At 41.9% G+C, this 21775-nt stretch carries 18 protein-coding genes; 8 read left to right on the top strand and 10 right to left on the bottom strand.

Features of this window, described 5'->3' with window-relative positions; translation table 11 throughout:
* Nucleotides 1–53: 53 nt before the first annotated feature.
* Nucleotides 54–596, bottom strand: a complete 543-nt coding sequence (locus tag H6G14_RS05830; RefSeq protein ID WP_190566168.1) for a single-stranded DNA-binding protein — start codon at nt 594–596, stop codon at nt 54–56.
* 492 nt (nt 597–1088) lie between these two features.
* A complete protein-coding gene (locus H6G14_RS33975) occupies nt 1089–1223 on the bottom strand; it encodes a hypothetical protein (protein ID WP_277884303.1) in 135 nt (44 codons plus the stop codon).
* Nucleotides 1224–1414: 191 nt separating this feature from the next.
* Between H6G14_RS33975 and H6G14_RS34175 the strand changes: the two genes are divergently transcribed.
* Nucleotides 1415–3712: a carotenoid oxygenase family protein gene (locus H6G14_RS34175; protein WP_190566167.1), complete on the top strand. Its 2298-nt coding sequence runs from the start codon at nt 1415–1417 to the stop codon at nt 3710–3712.
* 160 nt (nt 3713–3872) lie between these two features.
* Here the strand turns inward: H6G14_RS34175 and crtW are convergent, their stop codons facing one another.
* Nucleotides 3873–4637, bottom strand: coding sequence for a beta-carotene ketolase CrtW (crtW, locus tag H6G14_RS05820; RefSeq protein WP_190566166.1), 765 nt, complete (start codon nt 4635–4637; stop codon nt 3873–3875).
* A gap of 507 nt (nt 4638–5144) precedes the next feature.
* Complete coding sequence (locus tag H6G14_RS05815; RefSeq protein WP_190566165.1) at nt 5145–6374, bottom strand: FAD-dependent oxidoreductase; 1230 nt, start codon at nt 6372–6374, stop codon at nt 5145–5147.
* 206 nt (nt 6375–6580) lie between these two features.
* On the opposite strand from H6G14_RS05815, the gene H6G14_RS05810 reads away from it, so the two are divergent.
* Complete coding sequence (locus tag H6G14_RS05810) at nt 6581–7882, top strand: ATP-binding cassette domain-containing protein (RefSeq protein ID WP_190566243.1); 1302 nt, start codon at nt 6581–6583, stop codon at nt 7880–7882.
* 158 nt (nt 7883–8040) lie between these two features.
* Here H6G14_RS05810 and H6G14_RS05805 read toward each other — a convergent pair whose 3' ends face one another.
* Entirely contained in the window at nt 8041–8415 is a 375-nt protein-coding gene (locus H6G14_RS05805; protein ID WP_190566164.1) for a hypothetical protein, read from the bottom strand.
* Nucleotides 8416–8634: 219 nt separating this feature from the next.
* On the opposite strand from H6G14_RS05805, the gene H6G14_RS05800 reads away from it, so the two are divergent.
* The 6 genes from H6G14_RS05800 (at nt 8635) to H6G14_RS05775 (ending at nt 14714) form a co-directional block, all read left to right on the top strand.
* Nucleotides 8635–9165, top strand: coding sequence for an orange carotenoid protein N-terminal domain-containing protein (locus H6G14_RS05800; protein WP_190566163.1), 531 nt, complete (start codon nt 8635–8637; stop codon nt 9163–9165).
* Between the two features lie 408 nt (nt 9166–9573).
* A complete protein-coding gene (locus tag H6G14_RS05795; RefSeq protein ID WP_190566162.1) occupies nt 9574–10917 on the top strand; it encodes an adenylosuccinate synthase in 1344 nt (447 codons plus the stop codon).
* Nucleotides 10918–11006: 89 nt separating this feature from the next.
* Nucleotides 11007–11306, top strand: a complete 300-nt coding sequence (gene rplY / locus H6G14_RS05790; RefSeq protein ID WP_190566161.1) for a 50S ribosomal protein L25 — start codon at nt 11007–11009, stop codon at nt 11304–11306.
* Between the two features lie 309 nt (nt 11307–11615).
* Entirely contained in the window at nt 11616–12329 is a 714-nt protein-coding gene (locus H6G14_RS05785) for a dienelactone hydrolase family protein (protein ID WP_338421180.1), read from the top strand.
* Between the two features lie 141 nt (nt 12330–12470).
* Complete coding sequence (locus H6G14_RS05780) at nt 12471–14003, top strand: bifunctional aminoglycoside phosphotransferase/ATP-binding protein (protein ID WP_190566159.1); 1533 nt, start codon at nt 12471–12473, stop codon at nt 14001–14003.
* Nucleotides 14004–14192: 189 nt separating this feature from the next.
* Nucleotides 14193–14714, top strand: a complete 522-nt coding sequence (locus H6G14_RS05775) for a hypothetical protein (RefSeq protein WP_190566158.1) — start codon at nt 14193–14195, stop codon at nt 14712–14714.
* A 185-nt stretch (nt 14715–14899) separates the two neighbouring features.
* Here the strand turns inward: H6G14_RS05775 and recG are convergent, their stop codons facing one another.
* The 5 genes from recG to H6G14_RS05750 all read right to left on the bottom strand — a co-directional run bounded on the left by recG (nt 14900) and on the right by H6G14_RS05750 (nt 21700).
* Nucleotides 14900–17368: an ATP-dependent DNA helicase RecG gene (gene recG, locus H6G14_RS05770; RefSeq protein WP_190566157.1), complete on the bottom strand. Its 2469-nt coding sequence runs from the start codon at nt 17366–17368 to the stop codon at nt 14900–14902.
* Nucleotides 17369–17456: 88 nt separating this feature from the next.
* Nucleotides 17457–18299 carry a hypothetical protein gene (locus H6G14_RS05765; RefSeq protein WP_190566156.1) on the bottom strand — a complete coding sequence of 281 codons (843 nt, stop codon included), beginning with the start codon at nt 18297–18299 and terminating at the stop codon, nt 17457–17459.
* A 231-nt stretch (nt 18300–18530) separates the two neighbouring features.
* Nucleotides 18531–19472 (bottom strand): translation elongation factor Ts, encoded by a 942-nt coding sequence (gene tsf / locus H6G14_RS05760; RefSeq protein ID WP_190566155.1) that lies wholly within the window; start codon nt 19470–19472, stop codon nt 18531–18533.
* 320 nt (nt 19473–19792) lie between these two features.
* Entirely contained in the window at nt 19793–20590 is a 798-nt protein-coding gene (rpsB, locus tag H6G14_RS05755; protein ID WP_190566154.1) for a 30S ribosomal protein S2, read from the bottom strand.
* A gap of 141 nt (nt 20591–20731) precedes the next feature.
* The gene (locus tag H6G14_RS05750; protein WP_190566153.1) at nt 20732–21700 is read right to left on the bottom strand and encodes a glycosyltransferase family 2 protein; all 969 of its coding nucleotides are present in this window, start codon (nt 21698–21700) and stop codon (nt 20732–20734) included.
* Nucleotides 21701–21775 lie beyond the last annotated feature (75 nt).

The following is a 21775-nucleotide window of genomic DNA, read 5'->3' as shown; positions in this document are numbered from 1 at the left end:
ATTCAAAATAAATCTTTGAAACCCTCACCCCCTCACACCCCTACACCCATCACCTAAAACGGAATATCATCCGGGTCTGGTTCTTCTACTGGTGGGTAGTTAGTTTTGGGCGCTGGTTGGTAGTTATTTACTTGAGGTGCGACACTAACTGTACTAGAGGCTGGAGTTGGTGCTGGACGTGGTGATTCATAGCTAGGAGTATCGTTTTGGGGGGTAACCACCGGGGATGGTGGACGAGAGGGGGTTTCGGTGGCGGCTGGTGTTCTGGCTACTGTTGGTGATGGGGTGAAGTTACCGCTAATTGATTGAATTTGTTGTACTGTTAATTCAGCCCGTTTTTCCTTAAATCCTTCTGGACGCTCGATGGTATTCATCCCTAAACGTCCTGCAATGATGACGCGATCGCCTTGATGATAGTTTTGCTGGATTTCTGTAGCTAAATTCCCCCAGCCAACCACTTTTAGCGTAGCTGGTGGGTCATCTGGTTTTTGGGAATTGGGAAACTGCACCAACATTTCTGTAACCGCTAAATTATCAGATGTATAACGCAGTTGTGGTTCTTGAATGATTTCCGCTAATAAAACACAGCTGTTCATTAAATCCTCCTGACTGTATGAGACATAAAAATTAGGGAAGAAAGATTTCTGTTTTTGATTGTGAAATTTTCTCTTGAGTCACTTTCTTCCCAGCAGTGAAAAATTAGAGATTTTTGGATGTAATGCCAAGCAATACTTAATATTTAATAAGCTATTCTGCTTTTAAGTTGCATAATCTATCTTCAGGTTCGTTGACTGTTGACAGTTGACCGTTAAGAACCAACAGCCCTTGTTAGTAGTCATACAATGTAGGCAGGCATTAGCTTAGTTGGCTTTTTCTAGAATTAGTAATCTCTCATAAAAAAAACTCTCTAATAAGAGTCAGTTTTAGCATAAAAGCCAAGCGACAGTTTTGAACAGCATTTTTTAGATGCTGTTTACCACTCCCGCCTGACTAAAAGAGCATTGATTTCTGCATGAGTAGTATAATTGTACCATCTTATAGCAGAGAAAATACTTGATTGGGATCGGAGTTAGCAAGAATGGTAACTCTCATACCCAGAAGCCAGGAATATCAATGACTTTGGCTTTAAAAACCCACCCTAAGGGTGTGAGGACAAAAAGATACTCTTGGCGCAATATTTCTTCACATTTTTTCGGCTGAGTCTGGGCTTCTCCGCGAGACATAATTCATTTACCCGAAAGATGCCGTAACTGTCTCAAGTGCCTTTTAATCTTTGCAATTATTCATACAAATATTTTCTTAAATGTCTTATTTTTCATTGTCATTTGCGAGCAACAATAAGATAATGTGACTGCTCTGAAAATGGACTACCTTTACATCAATCGACTTAATCTAATAAAACAGGGGAATTGCCATGCTTTTTAAAGTAACTGGAAGAATTTACGAGGAAGAAAGCGGAGTAGGCATTGCTAATTTAGTTGTCGAAGCTTTTGATAAAGATATCCTCAAAAATGATAAGCTGGGCCAAACGAAAACTGATCAAGACGGCAAGTTTGCGATTAATTATTCAGAAGCAAATTTCAAAAGCGCATTAGAAAAATTTGAAGGTAATCCCGATTTATATATCGTTGTTAAAACTCCAGACCTTGCAAATATTTTGTATAGTAGTGAGAAGAATATCCGTCCTGATGCTAGTACAAATGAGCATTTCGACGTACCTATTCCGAAAACAACTTTAATAGCTTATCAAGAACGATCAACTCAAGAAAATAAACAACTATTAAAAATCCTGCTGGGGATGGCTTGGCTAGATGGGGAACTCGAACCTGGAGAAAAAGAATATTTATCCAAAGTCGCAGCCCAAAAAAGATTAACTGAAGATGCAGAGATTAAAAGTTTATTATCTGACAGTAAGCCAATACAACCCCAGCAGTGTTTTGATTGGTTGCAAGCTTATTTAGGCAAAAATCCTAGCCCTTACAAATTTGAGGCTTTAGATGAAGTTTTAGAAAGCTTATTCACCAGTGGCGCAGAAATAAACGAACGAGAAAAAGAAATGTTAGCGGCTTTTGCTGACAAAAATACTCGTCGAACCGTTCTCCAGGAAAGACTAGGCAGCATTTTCCTCGATCCAGATTTCTTAGCTAAAGTTACTCCTGACACCCCAGATTCCCCACAAACTGCCCGTAAAAATCTCAAAAAAGGCTTTGCTTATGCTCGTGTTCCCCAAGCAGTTTTAAGTAAACTCACATCTGCACAGTCTGATCCGCAAGTCAAGGAAGAATTAGCCCATCGCTTTTTAACTCTCAACTATGCTCCAGTCCGCAAAGAAATTACGGCTGATAACCTAGAAGTGATTGGCAAACTACCACAAGAGTTGTCAGGGACGTTTCTCCGGATTGGGCCGAACCCCCGCTTCGCTCCTTTGGGTCTTTATCATTGGTTTGATGGAGACGGTATGATTCACGGGGTACACATTACAAATGGTAAGGCTAGCTATCGTAATCGTTATGTTCGTACTGAAGGATGGAAGATCGAAGAAAAAGAGGGTCAAGCTATCTGGCCGGGATTGCTGAATCTACCCCGCTTCGATGAACCCCACGGCATTATGATGAAAAATGTAGCCAATACCGCTTTAGTTTGGCATCACGGACGGTTACTCGCTCTTTGGGAAGGAGGCGAACCTTATGAAATCAGCCTTCCCAATTTAGACACCGTCGGTTCTTATACCTTTAATGAGCAGTTAACCTTCCCCTTTTGCGCCCACCCCAAAGTCGATGCTAAAACCGGGGAAATGATGTTCTTTGGTTATCAGCCCCTAACCAAGCCCTACGTTCAATATGGCATCGTTTCACCAGAAGGAAAAATTGTCAAAACCATACCAATTGACATTCCTTCCCCAATTAGTATGCACGACTTTGCTATTACTGAAAAACATACTATTTTCCTCGATATGCCCCTAGCGCTCAAACCGATGCGCGTTATGCAGGGCAAAGTCCCCCTCGTGTTTGAACGTAATAAACCGAGTCGTTTTGGTATTATTCCTCGACATGGGGGAGAAATACGCTGGTTTACCGTGCCGAGCTGTATGGTCTACCATGTAGTCAACGCCTATGAAGAAGGTAACGAGGTAATTTTAGTTGCCTATCGCATGGATTGGACGCAACTATTTATCCCTGACAGAGAAAACGCCCTCGATTTTGTCAACACCGACACCTCTTCAGAAAAAATTGCCCCAGAATTGACGAAATTGTATCGTTGGCGGTTTAATCTTTCTACAGGTCAAGTCAAGGAGGAAATACTTGACAAAGATGAAATTTGTGAGTTCCCCCGCATCAACGATAACTTAATTGGACGCAAGATGCGTTATGTATACTCCGGAATAGGGGCTATGTATATGGAACGCCCGCTATTTGATGGAGTCAAGAAGTATGACTTAGAAACCGGAACAGCGCAATCTGTTTATTTTGGTCGTGGACGCTTTGGTGGTGAATGTGTCTTTGCACCTCGTCCTGGTGGCACAACTGAAGATGATGGATGGGTATTGACCTATATTTATGATGCCGTTAACAAGCGATCGGAATTTATTGTTTTAGATGCCCAGAATATCACTGCTGAACCTGTCGCTCGTGTTATTCTTCCTCAAAGAGTTCCCTTTGGCTTCCATTGTGAGTGGGTTTCTAGCGAGAAAATTGCACCCGCGAACAGATAGTTCAGAGTATTTATCTGACGTTAGGGACTTCCAGATAAAAAAGGGCATTGCCCACCCTACACATACTTACCGTTGTTCTCTATAAAACCGTCTATATCCCCGACTTTTGCAAAAAGTCGGGGATATGAAATTCTAGATATTTATAAATTGAATAGGAGTCCTAATTACTATTATAAACATCTGGTAATCTCCACCAAGGGATCTGAGGATATTCATGATGTTCTTTGTGATAACCAAAGTGGTAACAAGTTATAAACGACCAAAAAACCGGAAGTGGAGTACTTTGTGTGCAATGTAAATTTGTATATCCGCCTTCCCGTCTTTTATGTGGTAGAAATGTCCCAAAATAAAATAATTGTATGGAACTCAAAATAGAGGGTGTAACCCAGAACAAAATAAGATTTATGTAGGATATATGCAAGACATGATGTGAAAGATGAAAAGTCAATGTCAAACCAACAATCTGTCGCCAATCCCAGTAAGACATCATAAATTTGAAATACCAACTAAAAACATTTTGGTTTTGATTATGGTCGAAATCTGGATCGTCTTCAGTTCCAGGATATTGGTGATGCAAACTATGTTTTTCTACTAAGTTTTTATAGGAAAATAGCGCATAAAGTACTACAGATGTCTTACCTATCCAATGATTAACTTGGGGATTTTTGGCAACAACAAGGCAGTGCATAGCATCATGAGCAGTAATAAATAATCCTGTATATAAGAATGTCTGCCAAATTATAGCTAATAATATTAATGGGATCTGTATTTTAGGAGTATTCAATGACAGTAGTATTGTTAAACTGCTACCCCACAAAGTTATAATAAAAAAAGCGATAATAATACCTTTATTAGTCATGTTCTCAGCTTTTACATCAGAAATTATCTTTGTTAATTGCAAAGATATAGAACTAGATTGAATCATGCTTTTACTCCGTCATTGTAATTGGCAACCATTTTTATAATTAAAATCATTTATCTTCAATATTGTAAGTTATTGGGATATATAATAAAGAAAAATATATGGCAATGTCTTACATTTTGACTATTGAATCAGCAGCAAAGAAGATTTTTTGATTTTTTATAATTAGTGCAATTTTTACATCAAATATTTTTAAATCTACTGATTGTATACATTGGAATTATTTATTTTTATTTAATATAAATATTTCATTTGTGGATATCTTCCTGTATTTAGTCAAAAAAAATTACCCAAAGCAATAATGATATTGTTGGAAATTTTAAGATGGGATTAATTGTATCAAATTAAAATATTATGTTTGATTTTTAAATTTGCTGAATCCCTAAATTGCTACTATAGTATACAGCCAGGAGAATTAGGAGATTTTGGGCTTCAACCCCAATCAAGAAATTCTGCTATGTCAGAGACAATAGTGTAGTTTTCTTGTACTGTTTTCCCCAAAGGCAACTTTTATTTCACATGAACAGGAAAAACGCCCAAGGCAATTAATCTGGCTGGTAGGTCGCGCAATATTGGCAAGCGCAACAGTGCAGGCGGCTGAAAAGTCAGATTTCCGCTTAGTACAGGAGCAAATACTCGCTTTTGAATGAAGGTTTGAAATGCTTGAATTATCCTTGTAGGCAATTCTCGCCGACGTTGGACTTTGGCTAAATCCCTAAGTTCTACATGGTGATTTTGCAATGGTTTCGTCAGGACGTTAGCAGCTACCACCGCATCTTGAATGGCATAATTAATCCCCACTCCGCCGACTGGTGACATGATATGGGCTGCATCACCAATCAATAGCAACCCTGGACGATACCAGCGCTGTACCAGGTTTGATTCGACGCAGAGAAAAGCTACCTGTGACCAGTCGTGTAAACTATGGATTCGATTTGCTAATTCTGGGACAACTTCCACAACAGATTTTTTTAGTGCTTCTAAACCTGTAGACCTTAACTGCTGATAGCCTCCCTTGGGAATCACATAAGCCATTTGCCATTCATTACCACGGTCAAGCATAGCGATGATATGACCAGGGGCAAAACGCCCCATTCCGCCCTCACCATCTTCTGGTTGACGTGGTAGGCGGAACCAAAGAATATCCATTGGTGGTGAGGTTTCAGTTGCGGCAAAATTACCCAATTGCCGTAACCGCGAATGGCGACCATCAGCACCTACTGTCAATATTGACCGAATTTCGTGCCAACCACCGCCGCCTCGATAGCGTACACCTTGAATTACTCCGTTTTCCTCGATTAATTCCTGTACATTTGCACCCATCACAAGTTGAAAACAGGGATATTTTTGCGCTTCTTGGGTAATGAACTCTAGAAATTTCACCTGAGGCAACATTGTAATGTAGGGATAATGAGTTTTTAGGCGACTAAAATCAGCCAAAGTAAAGGTATTTTCGGTTGTTTTTACGCGAATTTGCCGCATTTTGGTATGGGGTAATTGTAGCAAGCGATCGCTCAATCCCAATTCCGCCATAATTTCCATTACCGATGGGTGAATGGTATCCCCACGAAAATCTCGGTCAAAGTCTTTATGGGCTTCCAGCAATATGACAGAAACACCTTGACGCGCCAAAATTAAAGCTAAGACAGCACCAGCCGGGCCACCCCCAACAATGCAACAATCTGTATTTTTTACGTCTACAATTTCATGGGCAGGATTAGTCAGTAAATCGGTAGTCATCACAACACCTCCAGACAGCCCTAAAATCAAGGTTAGTGTGCTTTGGGTGGTGGGAGTACTTTTTTTAATTTTTCGTAGCGATAGAGAATGTGTATCATGGACGCTAAAATGTCCATTTAGTGATTAGTCCATAGTCAATAGTTCCAAGTTCAGAGCTTTCTTGACTAATGACCAATGACTAATGACCAATGACTAGTGACAATACTGTGGCGCAAGTTGTTTTAGAAAACGTTTACAAAAGTTTCCCTCCCCGCAGAGGGGAAAATGTGAGTTCACAAACTCCATCCGCGAAGAAAACTGACGCAGAAGCAGCAGGAACCGTCAATGTTTTGCGACGGATTAACCTGACTATTCCTGACGGGGAATTTATGGTGTTGGTGGGGCCTTCTGGTTGCGGTAAAAGTACCCTGCTGCGGTTAATTGCGGGGTTAGAAGTGATGACTGGGGGCAATATTTGGGTAGGCGATCGCTTGGTGAATGATTTACCACCCAAGGAACGGGATATTGCAATGGTGTTTCAAAATTACGCCCTCTATCCCCACATGACGGTATATGACAACATCGCCTTCGGTTTGCGTCGCCGTTCTAGTTCTGAACAACGCAGAGACAATTCTCACCCCAGTTCCCAGTCCCAATTCCCCACTTGGGCAGAAAATCTACTAGTAGGTGCAACAAGAAAGCTCCCCAAAGGACTGCGTTACATTTCTGATCAAGAACGAGAGGTGGACGAGCAAGTACGGTCTGTGGCGCAATTGTTACAAATTGAAACCTTGCTGCATCGTTTACCCAAGCAATTATCTGGGGGACAAAGACAACGGGTGGCATTAGGAAGGGCGATCGCCCGCAATCCTCAAGTATTCTTAATGGATGAGCCGCTTTCTAACCTAGATGCCAAGTTAAGGGCAGAAACCCGCGCTCAAATCGTTAAATTGCAACGCCAACTAGGCACAACAACGATTTACGTCACCCACGACCAAACAGAAGCCATGACAATGGGCGATCGTATCGCCATCATGAATCAAGGGCAAATTCAACAAGTAGCTTCCCCCCTAGAACTCTACAATCATCCGGCCAATCGCTTTGTAGCTGAATTCATTGGTACGCCGCCCATGAATTTTATTCCCGTAGAGTTCCACGCACCATTGTTAATTACCCATTCCCAGTTCCGTCTCACCCTTCCAGAGATATGGGCAAGTGCGTTGCAAAAATATGATGGGCAAACTCTCATTTTAGGTATTCGTCCAGAACATTTAACTGTGAGTGTACCCGCTACCAAGAATTTACCAGTACAAGTAGATTTAGTAGAAAACTTAGGTAATGATTCTTTTATTAACGTGGTACTAACTGAGGCTGAATCTCGCTTTGCTCATGCCATTAAACCTTTGCAAGTAAGAGTTCCATCAGACCGAATCATCCATGTGAGTGAGCAAATCTGGTTATCACTAGCACTAGATAAAATTCACTTTTTTGATCCTGATACTGATTTAGCAATATTTCCTAAAAATTAGTTGCTTAATTTTAATTATTAGGGACTTACAGATAATAAAATATCCAAAATGTAGGGTGCGTCAGTATTAATAATTTCCGAGTATAGTTAGGTTCTATGGCACTGACGCACCCTACTAAATTTCAAACGGGAATAGGGATTTTAACAGCACCACAATGACTATTTCTTAGCTTGACCTTTTTCTAAAGCTTGTTTTACTAAATCATCACTAACGTTAGTGACTGCATCTTCTCTAGATGCACCTATTTCTTTTGCTAACTCTACATAATCATCAGGATTACCAGTTGATTGAGCTTCGGTTCTGGTTTCTTCAGGTGCAGAGATTTCTTGTTGAGGTGCAGTAGCCGCTTCAGCCGCCGCATCGCCTTCACCAGTACGATCAACATCACTAATACTAAATTCTTGTGCAGCTGCGTAGTCAGCATCAAAGTCAACTTTCGGTGCTTTTTCTTCTCCACTAGCTATATTTTCAGCAGCTAATTGTGCATCGTGGGTAGGAGCTTCAATAAGATTAGGTTTGATTTCTTCAGACATCGCTAATACCTTCAATTGTTTTTAAATCGTTGTAGCGATAGTAACAAAGTGATGGGCTAGTTCTTAGCTCCCTCTAGAAAGATTATTACCTCTATTAAAAGATAGATATAAATACTTAGAGGTAGCAAATATAATTATCTCTCTGGAAAGTAGATAAAACAAACAGAATGTTGCTAATTATTACTTGGAGAACTTAAAAATTACTTGGAAATATAAGTTATGACTGCTAGTTACGAAAAAAATGTTTCTCAAGCTCTTAGTAATGAAACCCGTAGTTTAGTAGAAGCTTTTAATAAATTAGACACCGATGCTAAGTTAGCTTGGTTTTACTATGTTTATAAAAAGATGGGTGATTCTATCACTCCCGCCGCACCCGCAGCCGCCGAACCAGAATTAGCTCCTCTTTTATTAGGTAACTATTTCCAATTATCAGATGAAGAGCAACTTAATATTATGCGGCAAATAGTTAATCGTGAAGATACAGAATATTCTCGCGCTTATGGAGCATTAAAAGAAAATAATCAATTATTAATTTGGTATGTTTGGGCTGTAGCTATGGGTGATACAGTGGTGGGAATGCCAGATAATTATCAGCCCACAGAAGCGATAAATGATTTACTGTCGCAGGTTGAAGACTTAGATTTTGAAGCACAAATGTCTATATTCCGGACTATTGCCGGGGAGATGGGACATACAGACGTGAAACCAATTGAAACACAAGCACAAACAGGGAAAACATCAAGTCTTTAATTGAGTGGCTGGAAAGTAGGGAAAATTAAATTTGTCATTCCTACTTTCCTGACTATCAAATTTATATCAAATTAGGATTCACGCATCCAGATTTTCTGTTGAGACCGGGTGTAAGGGTTTCAAATATTTATATCCCTATACCCTCTTCCAAACCATTGATCTTTCGTTTTCATGGGTAAGTCCTAATCTATAAGTAAGCGATCGCTCTCTTCTCTTCAAAATCGGCGATCTACGCGATAAACTCAGCCTAAATAGCAGACTTGGTCTGTGATTTGTCGTAATTCGGGTAAGCTTTCCAATTATTGTGACCTAGTGCAGCAGAAAAAATCACTAAAAACTATTGACATTTGTCGCAGATTATGTTGATAATGGTTCTTTGTGGAAACTTTACCTCAATAAAATAAACACTTGGCTAACGTCATTGTAATAGGCGCTCAATGGGGCGATGAAGGAAAAGGTAAAATAACTGACTTACTCAGCCGCTCCGCAGATGTGGTAGTACGCTATCAAGGGGGTGTCAACGCTGGACACACGATTGTAGTCAAAGGTCAGACCTTTAAACTGCACTTGATTCCCTCTGGGATTTTGTACCCCGATACGGAATGTATGATCGGCTGTGGGACGGTCATCGATCCACAAGTTTTGATAAAAGAACTCGACCAATTAGAAAGTTTAAATATTTCTACTAAAAATCTGCTCATCTCTGAAACAGCCCATGTCACCATGCCCTATCATCGGCTAATTGACAAAGCATCAGAAGAGCGACGCGGAAGCCATAAAATTGGAACCACTGGTCGAGGGATTGGCCCTACCTACGCTGATAAATCCGAGCGCACAGGTATCAGGGTATTAGACTTGATGGACCCGGCGGCCCTCCGCGACCAGTTGGAATGGACAATAAATAATAAGAACCTCATTTTAGAAAAGCTGTATAACCTGCCACCTCTAGATACTGAAGAGGTAGTCAAAGAATATTTAGGGTATGCAGAACGCTTGAGACCTCACGTTGTTGATACATCGTTAAAAATATACGATGCCATTCAACGGCGGCGCAACATATTGTTTGAAGGCGCGCAAGGTACGCTCCTAGACCTGGATCATGGGACTTACCCCTATGTCACCTCTTCCAACCCTGTAGCTGGGGGGGCTTGCGTAGGTACAGGTCTAGGCCCGACAATGATAGATCGGGTAATTGGAGTGTCCAAAGCCTACACAACGCGAGTCGGAGAAGGCCCATTCCCTACTGAACTGGATGGGGAGTTAGGGGAATTACTGTGCGATCGCGGGGCAGAATTTGGCACAACCACTGGGCGTAAGCGTCGCTGTGGCTGGTTTGATGCGGTCATCGGTCGCTATGCTGTGCGAATTAACGGCATGGATTGTATGGCTATTACCAAGCTGGATGTCCTCGATGAGTTAGAGGAAATTCAAGTTTGCGTAGCCTATGAAATAGATGGCGATCGCTGCGACCATTTCCCAACTAGCGCTCGTCAGTTTGCGCGGTGTCGTCCCATTTACAAAACCCTCCCAGGCTGGCAAGTGCCAACAAGCGAATGTCGCACCCTGGAAGACTTACCCCAACAAGCACTGGACTATCTAAAATTCCTCGCAGAATTGATGGAAGTTCCAATTGCGATCGTTTCTTTAGGCGCAAGCCGCGATCAAACTATCATCGTTGAAGACCCTATCCACGGGCCAAAACGTGCCTTGCTGCACCCCGATGGTACTCCCGCCTCTTTGTTGAGTGCGTAATCAGTAGTAAGTACATAAGTCAAAAGTCCAGAGTCCAGAGTTTTGTGACAACTGACAACTGACAACTAACAACCGACAATTAAACTAATATGGCTCTGACAGTCGAAACTAAAAAAAGACCAGAAGGTAGCAAGCCTAAAGCTTTGCGCCGTGCTGGATTTATCCCCGCTAACTTGTACGGACACAACGGTAGAGAATCAATTTCTTTGGTAGTTGATGCCAAAGTAGTTGAAAGATTACTCAAAGCAGCTGCTGTTCAAAAAACCGAAATCGAACTCAATATTCCTGAATTGGAATGGACTGGTAAAACCGTTCTTCAAGAAGTTCAGATACATCCAGCCAAGGGTACACCATATCACATCAGCTTCCTTGCTACTGCCAAAGGTTAAGGCAAGTGCAAAATTTGTCTTACTTGCCATTTAAAGTTTGTGATAATTGCTGATAAGCCAGGGTTTTAACCCTGGTTTTCTGTTGTTTGCCTTTCTCGATTTTTTTAGACAGATTAACAATTCAAAATTCAAAAATAAATTATTCCAAATTGATGCTTAGTCTAGACAGTCCAGTAGGGTGCGTCAGTACGAATAATTTATTGTTACAGTTAGGTTTTTTGCACTGACGCACCCTACATTTGGGATATTTTTTTATCTGGAAGTCCCTAAGTGAAGATGTCAATAAATCAAATAGGCAGGAGTAATAAAGTGCAAATTGAAAAGACAGAGGTGGAAATTTCTACGCCTGATGGAAAAATGCCTGCGTTCTTGTATCAGCCTTGTGAACGTGGACAAAAGCCGGCCGTAATTCTTTTAATGGAAGCATTTGGACTAACTTCCCACATTCAAGATGTAGCAGCCCGAATTGCTAAGGAAGGCTACGTAGTTCTGACTCCCGATTTGTACTATCGTGAATTGACAAACAACAAGTTTGGATATGAAGAAGTTGAGCAAGCGATGGCGATGATGTACCGCCTTGACTTCGGTAAACCAATAGAGGAGGATATTAGGGCAGCGATCGCTTATCTAAAGTCACAGTCTAACGTATTCTCAGAAAAGATTGGCGTGACTGGGTTTTGCTTGGGTGGTGGTCTGTCTTTTCTCAGTGCTTGCAAGTTTTCAGACGAAATTGCGGCGGTAGCTTCCTTCTACGGAATGGTTCTGGATGATTGGATAGAAGCAATAAAAAACATCTCAGTACCCATATACTTATTTTACGGTGGTATCGATCCATTTATTCCACCTGAGCGTGTTCAGCAAATTGAGACGCGGTTCCAGGAACTTAGCAAAGAATACACATTGAAGGTTTATCCTGATGCTGATCATGGTTTTTTCTGCCATGAGCGTTCTTCCTATAACCGTTTAGCAGCCGAAGACTCATGGAATGAGCTGACACAGTTCTTCCACAGACATTTACAATAAGCGATCGCCTTTTGTGGACTTTTTTCAATAAAATCTTCATCAGATGCTTGTGAGTTCGACGTTGGGGCTTTTACTCTCCTAAAAAAAGTACCATAATCAAGCTTTCAACTTATTCTGAACTCAGGTTAATTTAAAATTTCTATGACAGAAACGACTCTCCCACCGTTAATTCAGCAGATGTTACAACCAGGATTTTATCCTCATGAAGTAACAGAACCCATTCAACTAATTCAGACTCACGTTTCTTCTGTATTACTCACAGGAGAGTACGCCTATAAACTTAAAAAGCCAGTAAATTTTGGTTTTTTGGATTTCTCCACTTTAGAAAAGCGACAACATTTTTGTCAGGAAGAACTGCGTCTGAATCAACGAGGAGCATCTGAATTATATTTAGAAGTGTTACCAATCAGTTTGGTAGGTGAGCAATATACTCTAGGGGGAACCGGTGAGGCTGTCGAGTATGTGCTGAAAATGCGCCAGTTTCCCCAGGAGGGTTTATTCAGCGAACTTTTTGCCCAAGGTAAGCTAACTGAGTCACACCTCGAAGAATTAGGAAAGGTTGTAGCTCAATACCATGCTAAAACTGAAACGAATGATTATATTCGTAGTTTTGGGGAAGTTCCTCAAGTGCAGGCTGCATTTGATGAGAATTATCAGCAAACTGAGAAATATATCGGTGGCCCCCAAACACAGTTGCAATTTGACGAAACTAAAGCCTACACCGAGCGTTTTTTCGCAGAAAAACAAGAATTATTCCAGCGCCGAATCCAAAATAACTATATTCGGGAATGTCATGGAGACTTACACCTGAGAAATATTTGTCTATGGCAAGATAAAATTCTCCTGTTTGATTGCATTGAATTTAACGAGCCTTTCCGCTTTGTTGATGTGATGTTCGATGTTGCCTATGCTGTAATGGATTTGGATGCACAGCAACGCCCAGACTTGAGTAACGCATATCTGAATACATATCTAGAGCAGACTGGCGACTGGGAAGGCTTAGAAGTACTACCCATATACTTAAATCGTCAATCCTATGTGCGAGCTAAAGTAACTTCATTTCTGTTAGATGACCCCAGTGTCCCCGCGACGGTGAAGGAAGAAGCGACGAAAACAGCATCTACATATTACAAACTGGCGTGGGAATACACCAAACCCAAACAAGGAAAACTCATTTTAATGTCCGGGTTATCTGGTTCTGGGAAGAGTACGACTGCAAAATATTTAGCCCGTCAACTAGATGCAATTCATATTCGCTCAGATGCAGTCCGCAAACACTTGGGGGGAATTTCTCTGTGGGAACGTGGCGGTGATGATTTATATACACCAGAAATGACCCAGAAAACCTATGCAAGGTTATTAAACTTGGGGATTATACTAGCTAATCAAGGTTACACAGTAATTTTGGATGCTAAATATGATAAACAAAATTTACGAGCAGAGGCGATCGCTCAAGCCGAAAAACATCACCTCCCCCTACAGATTATTCATTGCACAGCACCCATAGAAGTTATACAAGAACGCCTAATAAAGCGTACAGGCGATATTGCCGATGCTACAGTTGATTTGTTATCTTCCCAACTCCAACAAACTGAACCCTTTACCGACCAAGAAAAACCCTACGTGCAAACTTGGGACACAACTCAACCACCACAGGTAATTGGTAATTGGTGAGTCCAGCCCTGTAGGCGGGTTTCCCGCCGTAGGGGACTGGCGTTAGCGTAGCGGTAGCGACGTAAGGAGCGTCACCCGGAGGGTAATTGGTAATTTACCGAAAGCTTATTTACAGGGAAACAAGTGTAGGGTTAAAAACGTTACCCCTACACCCCCACACCCCTAAACCCCTATCCCCCTAGTTCATTTATGGCTAACAATAACAACCTATTCAATTTCACTCCCGAATTCCTGTCGCAGTTAATATTTGGGGCATTTTTAATATTTATTTTAATCACAACAGGTTCGCCACCATCTTTAAGCATTTTTCTAGGAATTATTGGTGGTTTCGCCTTAGGCTGGTTTACAAACTCTACTAAAAGTAGCCCTCAAGCGCCTGTTGTCGCTTCTTCTGATGGTATTGATGCTGGATTAAAATACTGGTTATTTTTCTTGCTAGGGTTTGGATTATTGGGATATCCCGCACCCATGAGTATTTTACTGGGTGGAATAGGTGCCGTTGGGGGAGGCTGGATTATTGCTTGGTGGAGAAGCAAAGAAGAAACTAAAACTCAATTACCTGTTAATGCTTCACAAGAAGTTGAGAGTGAAGAGACGAGCGACAGAATCACCAAGCGACAAACAAGAAGACCTGTTAAACGTTACCGTCGTTCTGGGAGAAATTTCAGTTTCTTATTGTGGGGGAATAATCGAAATAATGATGAAGAGTGAATAATATAGCGGTTGACGGTTGACGGTTGACGGTTGACGGTTGACGGTTGACAGACTTGAAAGCCTTGTCTTGTCAGCATTTGCTCTTAGCTTGATGTCCTAATCTATCTGGCTACAGCTATATCTGTGGGGGTTCGTAATTGGTAATTAGTAAGGATCAATCACTATTGTGAGCGCTGAGTTTATCAGGTTAAAATTGCTCCACCCATCAAGCGTTCATAGCGATATTTCAACTCTGCTTTCATCAAAGGCCAGCGCTCTAAACTCACATCTATTTCTATTACTTTCTCGGCGGCTTGCCTTGCTAATAATAAAACTTCTTCATCTTCTACTAAACTAGCTAAGGTAAAATCAGGCACACCAGATTGCCTTGTGCCTAACACTTCACCAGGGCCGCGAAAACGCATATCCATTTCAGAGATAAAAAAGCCGTCTTGAGACTGTTCTAATACTTTCAATCTTTGTTGAGCATCGGGACTTCTAGAACTGCTCATTAATAAACAGTAGGATTGGGCTGCACCTCGACCCACACGCCCCCGTAATTGGTGCAGTTGCGACAAGCCAAATCTTTCCGCATTTTCAATGAGCATTACTGTTGCATTAGGTACATCTACACCAACTTCAACAACGGTTGTAGATACAAGAATCTGCGTTTCATTATCCCGGAATTTGGTAATAGCTTCGTCTTTTTCCGCCGAACTCATGCGACCATGCAGCAAGCCGACTTGAAAATCTGGAAAAACGCTCTCTTGTAACTTTTGGTGTTCTTCTACAGCCGATCGCAAATCTAGTTTCTCTGATTCTTCTACCAATGGCAAGACTACATAAGTTTGTCTACCTTGGGCAATTTCTCGGCGGATGAGGTCGTAAGCCTGGGGGCGTTGCTGACCACTTAACATGGTAGTCTGAATTTTTTGTCGTCCTGGTGGTAACTCATCAATTTGACTGACGTTCATATCCCCGTGTATGGTTAACGCCAATGTCCGGGGGATTGGTGTAGCCGTCATAGTTAATACATGGGGTTGTTCGCCTTTTTGCTGCAATAACGCCCGTTGTTTCACCCCAAAGCGGTGCTGTTCATCAATAACAACTAAACCCAAGCGTTGGAAGTTTACCGGGTCTTGAATTAAGGCGTGAGTTCCCACCAACAAGGGTAGTTCACCTGTTTCTAACTGGGAATGTATCTGTCTTCTTTTAACTGTTTTGGTTGAGCCTGTGAGTAATTCCACAGGTAAATGCAGCAAGTTAAACCAGCTAACTAACTTACGGTAATGCTGCTCTGCTAATACTTCTGTAGGAGCCATTAACGCGGCTTGGTAGCCAGATTGAATTGCGGCTAAAATTGCTACCACTGCCACCACAGTTTTACCAGAACCCACATCACCCTGTACCAGACGATTCATCGGTGTGGATTTTTGCAAGTCGTTAAGGATGTCGTTCAGGACTCGTTGCTGTGCGCCGGTGAGTTGAAATGGTAGTATTTCATAGAAGTTTTCGATTAATTGACCTTTCGGAGCCAGAATTGCACTAGTTTGAATCGCTTTCGCTTGCTGCTGACGTTGCAATAAACCGAGTTGCAGATAGAAAAATTCATCGAAAACGAGGCGACGACGGGCAACTTGCAAGGTAGCACTTTCATCTGGAAAATGGATGTTAGCGATCGCATCCTTCAATTCCATCAAACCATACTTTTCCCGCAAACCTTTAGGTAATGGGTCTTTCAAATGCACCGCCGCAGGTAAAGCCGCCAGTACCGCCTGTCTCACCATGCTAGCCATTACTCCCTCGGTGAGGCTGTAAATCGGCACTACCCGCCCCATTGTCAAAGATTCGATAGTGTCTCCAGGGTTCGCTAAAACCTCCAATTCGGGATTATCGAGCGTCAAGCCGTATTTAGTCCCTTTAACTAACCCACAAGCCGCCAACACACTACCCACAGGATAACGGCGTTTTAAACTTTCCTGCCAAGCGCGACTGGTAAAGCGCGCACCCGCAGAAAAGCGACTAACTTTAATTTGACCTGTATTATCTTTAAGTATTAACTCTAAAATCGATAATTTTTGATTCTTGGGACTAGTAAAACAATTACACTTTTTCACCGTGGCTACTATGGTCACCGTCTCACCCGCTTCCAACTCGCGGATATTTACCTGACGCGCATAGTCAATATGGTCACGGGGATAGTAAAAAAGCAAGTCGCGCACTGTATACAAACGCAAAGCCGCTAATTTATCTGCTTTGCGAATCCCTATTTCTGGTAAATCGCTGAGTTTCTGGTCAATTTTCGGAGCTAACCTCCGACTCACCTCCGCTACAACCGGGGTAGCATTAGGAATTTTTGATTTATAACTGGTTGTTTGCACCTCCTTAGGTTCTTCTTGCTCTTTTTGCAGTTGGTAAAGATACCTACGAGTTTCAGCTATGAGATGTTGTCTTTCTTTCTGTACCAAATCAGGATAGTTAGCAAACTTCTCTGCCAGTTCTTGCCAACGACGACGTTCAATTGCAGGTAAAACCGTCGGGAATTTCCCAAAAGTCAAGCTGAGAAATTCACTAAAGCGGTATTGCTTACCTAGCAAGTCTGTAAAGCCGTGTTCTGCTTCCACAGCTAAGGCTTTATGCAGTCTTATCCAATCTGGTTGGTCATTGCTCATTAGTCAATCCCTAAGGGGAATTCAAAATTCAAAATCAATACAATCAGAGTCAGTATTATGACCAATACTAATAACAACTGACAACTAACTAATCCTCATACCAACTGGAACGCCATGCGGCTTCAGCTTCCGCAATTGAACGTTCTCGTTGTTTTTTTTGATATTCTCTCCCTAACTGGTTGAGCTTTCCTAATACATGGCGAATTTGCTTACGACTAGAGGAAAGGTTGGGGTCAGCAAACTCTATTTCTCCTAACCTTAAATTAACTGTCGTAATTTGTGTCAGGCTGGATTCTTCTTCATCTTGCTCATTTTCAATTTCAATCACCAAGTTTAAAAGGTTAGGTGGCCCTGGCATCATTTCCGCAGAAGCTTCCGATGCAGCCGCAGCAGCTTCTAAAATGGGTTCTGGTAATTTTTGGGGCAAAACCTGAGCTTTTTGCAGCAAAACATTAGTTTCATGAGAAACCTTTCTCAATGTCCGTTGGGTTTCTTCCTCTATATACTGTTGCCACTTTGCCAGCACTACAGGATTGGAAGTATCTAATACATAAACCTGAGAGACTTCAGCCCCAGATGTTAGTTCTTCCTCTGATCTTACTTCTTCATCTCCTTCGACTTCCCCATCCGCCTCAACTTCCTCAATTTCCTGACTCATCAGCTGCACCAGCAATCTTTCAGCCGCCTGCTTACCCAGTTTGCGGATACCTTGTTGTAATTGCTGCCGTTGATTTAACGACAACTTCAAAAAGTTTTCAGGATACCCTTGTGTACACAAATGGTAACTCGCCAGAATTAACTGTTTACCTAGTGCTTGACCCAAAACACCTAGATAACTAGCATAAGCGCTATGGAGTTCTGAGGCGATCGCTTGTATCGCTTCTTGTAAAGCTGCAATATCCTGCTCAATTCGCTCAATTGCTCTTCCCATATCTTGTATTTGTCCACCTGAACCTATTTATGGTACAAATGTACGCAATTATTTTAAAATAACTAGCGAGAAAATTTAATATATCTGATTAATAAAATGCAGGCCAGGCTATTTGCTTGACCTGCTGCATAAGAGTCAATAGTTAATGGTACACAATCAAAAAACTAATGACTAATAGCTAATTTACAGACATTACCTGTAATTCGTGTACAGATGTTGCCTGCAACGTCTCTACTTAACACCCATTTGGGCGGCGACTTCTTCAGCAAAATTGCTTTCTTGCTTTTCGATGCCTTCACCCAGTATGTAGCGGACAAAACGGATGATTTCAACTTCTTCACCCGCTTTAGCCTTAACTTGTTTCACCAAGTCTTCTACAGAAATACTTTGATCGCGAATATAAGGCTGATCAACTAGAGTTAGTTCTTTCAGGCGTTTTTCAATCCGTCCTTGAACAATTTTTTCTCTAATGTTTTCTGGTTTATTTGCTATGTCTTCTTTACCAGATTCAACGTCTTTTTCTCTCTGGACAACTTCAGCAGGGATTTGCTCGACGCTGACATACTCAACGTTGGGACAAGCTGCAACCTGCATAGCTGCATTTCTTGCTAAATTCTGCACTTCTTCGTTAGCAGCACCAGCTTCTGATTGAGAGTTTAATTCAACTAACACACCAACTCTACCGCCGGTGTGAATGTAGCTGTCTACAACTCCTGTCTTATCTGTGAGTGCAAAATTGATAAAGCGCCGTACCTGGATATTCTCACCCAAGTTAGCAATAGTTTGCTTGATGGCTTCATCTACAGTGAGGTTAGCATCTTCAATGTAGGGTTGAGCTAACAAAGACTCAACACTATCGGCTGTTGATGCTTGTTGAGCTAAGTTTTTAACTAGAGTTTTAAAAGCATCGTTACGGGCGACAAAATCTGTCTGGCAGTTAACTTCTATCAGTACACCTACTTTACCACCGGGTTGAATGTAGGTGTCTACTAGACCTTCTGCCGCAATGCGATCGCTTTTTTTACCCGCAGAAGCGATACCTTTTTTACGTAGCCAATCTATGGCTTGTTCGATGTCGCCTTCAGTTTCTTTCAGCGCTTTTTTGCAGTCCATCATGCCAGCACCAGTTTTTTGGCGTAGCTCTTGGACTAGTTTTGCAGATATTTCCGCCATGTTGCCTCAATTCCTAACTTGACCTTGAGTTGTAATCGCTCACTGAAACAGTGCTGAGTTATATAGTGCTGTATGCCAAGTAAAAGTACTTAAACAACAGTACGTACTTTTTACTCCCGTTGTTTTAGTTGCAAAACCAGCCATTTTTTTGCTGAATTTTCTCAACATTTATTTTGGGATCATACTCAGCACCATACAAGTGTGTTGAGTATTTCTATCTTACTCAGGGCTGGGGAAGAAAAAGCGATGAAATCTCAAGCCTGAAGGATGAAATATGAAGCGTGAGCTTGTAAACTTCATCTTTCATCCCCCAATTTGGCTTATTCTGCTTCCTCTTCGTCGTCGGGAATCACCGAGTCAGCGTACTCGGTTTCATCGTATTCGTAATCGTCCTCAGCGCCTTCGTAATCTTCGTACTCTTCTTCTACATCCAGCTGACCATGACGGCCTTCATAAATAGCATCCGCCAATTTACCCACTATCAGCTTAATTGATCTGATAGCATCGTCATTTGCTGGGATGGGGATATCTACTACGTCTGGATCACAGTTTGTATCCAACATGGACACAATGGGGATGCTGAGTTTTTGGCATTCTTGAACTGCGTTGTACTCCCGGCGTTGGTCTACAATCACCACTACATCGGGGACTTTCCGCATTGTTTTAATGCCACCCAAGTATTTTTGTAGTTTCGCCAGTTCCCGCCGTAGCATGGATGCTTCTTTTTTCGGCAGTAAATCTAAAGCGCCGCTTTCTTCCCGACGTTCTAAGTCTTTTAGGCGGTCTACTCTGGTTTTGATGGTTGCCCAGTTGGTAAGCATTCCACCCAACCAACGCTGGTTAATGTAGTGGGAACCACAACGAGCAGCTTCTTGAGCGATAATCCCTGCTGCTTGCCGCTTTGTACCGACGAAGAGAAATTTCTTCCCTTGTTCGGCTTGCGATCGCATATAGTTATAAGCCTCATCCATCAAGTGGGCTGTCTGCACCAAGTCGATGATATGTACACCATTGCGAGAGGTGTAAATGTAAGGAGACATTTTTGGGTTCCAACGTCGGGTTTGATGCCCAAAGTGAACCCCAGACTCCATCATCTGAGCCAATGAAACTACTGGCATATTTTTATAACTCCTATTCGGGTTAAACCTCCACCTGGGTGTATTTCCTCATGAAGAAACACCCGAATTCCCAGATGTGCGGAATTTGGTTAGCCATACTAGGGTAACACACAGGTTATCCTCTTATGTCAACCTGATTTTTTACGATACTTTCTGCATCTGAGAATAAGCTTGATAGACACCCTTCACGTTGTACCAGTTGAGGAAAATTCGCGCGATTTCCAAAGCTAACTGGGGTTTACCCGACTTAATTAACCATTGCAACAACGGAGCCATCGTTTTTTCATTCAATGCACCATTAAGTGAAAGAATTCCCCAAAGTAACCGATGTAACCATGTCATTTGAATCATCATCCGCACTTCCCATGTGGGATGTTTTTTGTAAAACAAAACCCCCATACGTCCGCGTTGAATTTCTTTCTCAATTAAGTTAGGTACTTGTTCTAAATTAAATGGTGGATGCCAGTGATAACCTACAGCCGCCGGACATTTAATTAGTTGTAGTCCCAGGTTTTTGAGTCTGACACCTAACTCTAAATCTTCCCAACCGTAGAGTTGAAAGCCAGTGTCAAATAGTCCAGCTTGTTCTAGCCAATGCTTAGGAATGGCGACATTACCTGTAGCGAAAAAAGCGGCGGAAAAGTCGGTGATTTTATAAGGTTCAGCCGTGGGATTATCGAAATTACAAGTATTAATTACTGCACCGTATGTAAAAAAGCGATCGCTCCCCAATTTCTCTTGGCCTTGCAACAACGCATCTGCATGAGCTTGCAAGAAATTTTCTAATACAACTAAATCGCTATCTATAAAGATAATGATATCTCCTTGCGCCTGTTCTACGCCCAAATTCCGCGCCGCCGCCGGGCCTGCATGATCTTGCTCGAACCAGCGCACATGGGGAAACTCTTCTTTATGTGTTGCTAACCAGTCTAATGTGCCATCTGTCGAACCATCATCGACTAAAACAATTTCATATTCGTTAATTACAGTTGATGCACTGAGTTGTTGCGCCTCTAGCGCGCGGAGGCATTTTTCTAAAATCGGCTGGCGATTGTAAGTCGGTATCACAACACTAATAAACACAGTCTCACCCACAACAGTACTACCCATCTCCAGGATAGGACAGTGTGGTACTTCCGACTGTTCCTTATCTAACTCTGGTTACGGAGATACTTGCCTGATGGA

This window comes from Nostoc parmelioides FACHB-3921, from assembly GCF_014696625.1.
Taxonomy (GTDB): Bacteria; Cyanobacteriota; Cyanobacteriia; order Cyanobacteriales; family Nostocaceae; genus Trichormus; species Trichormus parmelioides.
This window is presented reverse-complemented; position numbering and strand designations above follow the sequence as displayed.

Coding starts and splice junctions, on each gene's coding strand:
- H6G14_RS05800 (WP_190566163.1), top strand. CDS start 8,635: ATGACTGCTAGTTACGAAAAAAATGTTTCTCAAGCTCTTAGTAATGAA.
- H6G14_RS05815 (WP_190566165.1), bottom strand. CDS start 6,374: ATGACTACCGATTTACTGACTAATCCTGCCCATGAAATTGTAGACGTA.
- rpsB (WP_190566154.1), bottom strand. CDS start 20,590: ATGCCAGTAGTTTCATTGGCTCAGATGATGGAGTCTGGGGTTCACTTT.
- recG (WP_190566157.1), bottom strand. CDS start 17,368: ATGAGCAATGACCAACCAGATTGGATAAGACTGCATAAAGCCTTAGCT.
- H6G14_RS05750 (WP_190566153.1), bottom strand. CDS start 21,700: ATGGGTAGTACTGTTGTGGGTGAGACTGTGTTTATTAGTGTTGTGATA.
- H6G14_RS34175 (WP_190566167.1), top strand. CDS start 1,415: ATGCTTTTTAAAGTAACTGGAAGAATTTACGAGGAAGAAAGCGGAGTA.
- H6G14_RS05775 (WP_190566158.1), top strand. CDS start 14,193: ATGGCTAACAATAACAACCTATTCAATTTCACTCCCGAATTCCTGTCG.
- rplY (WP_190566161.1), top strand. CDS start 11,007: ATGGCTCTGACAGTCGAAACTAAAAAAAGACCAGAAGGTAGCAAGCCT.
- H6G14_RS05830 (WP_190566168.1), bottom strand. CDS start 596: ATGAACAGCTGTGTTTTATTAGCGGAAATCATTCAAGAACCACAACTG.
- crtW (WP_190566166.1), bottom strand. CDS start 4,637: ATGATTCAATCTAGTTCTATATCTTTGCAATTAACAAAGATAATTTCT.
- H6G14_RS05765 (WP_190566156.1), bottom strand. CDS start 18,299: ATGGGAAGAGCAATTGAGCGAATTGAGCAGGATATTGCAGCTTTACAA.
- H6G14_RS05780 (WP_190566159.1), top strand. CDS start 12,471: ATGACAGAAACGACTCTCCCACCGTTAATTCAGCAGATGTTACAACCA.
- tsf (WP_190566155.1), bottom strand. CDS start 19,472: ATGGCGGAAATATCTGCAAAACTAGTCCAAGAGCTACGCCAAAAAACT.
- H6G14_RS33975 (WP_277884303.1), bottom strand. CDS start 1,223: ATGTCTCGCGGAGAAGCCCAGACTCAGCCGAAAAAATGTGAAGAAATA.
- H6G14_RS05805 (WP_190566164.1), bottom strand. CDS start 8,415: ATGTCTGAAGAAATCAAACCTAATCTTATTGAAGCTCCTACCCACGAT.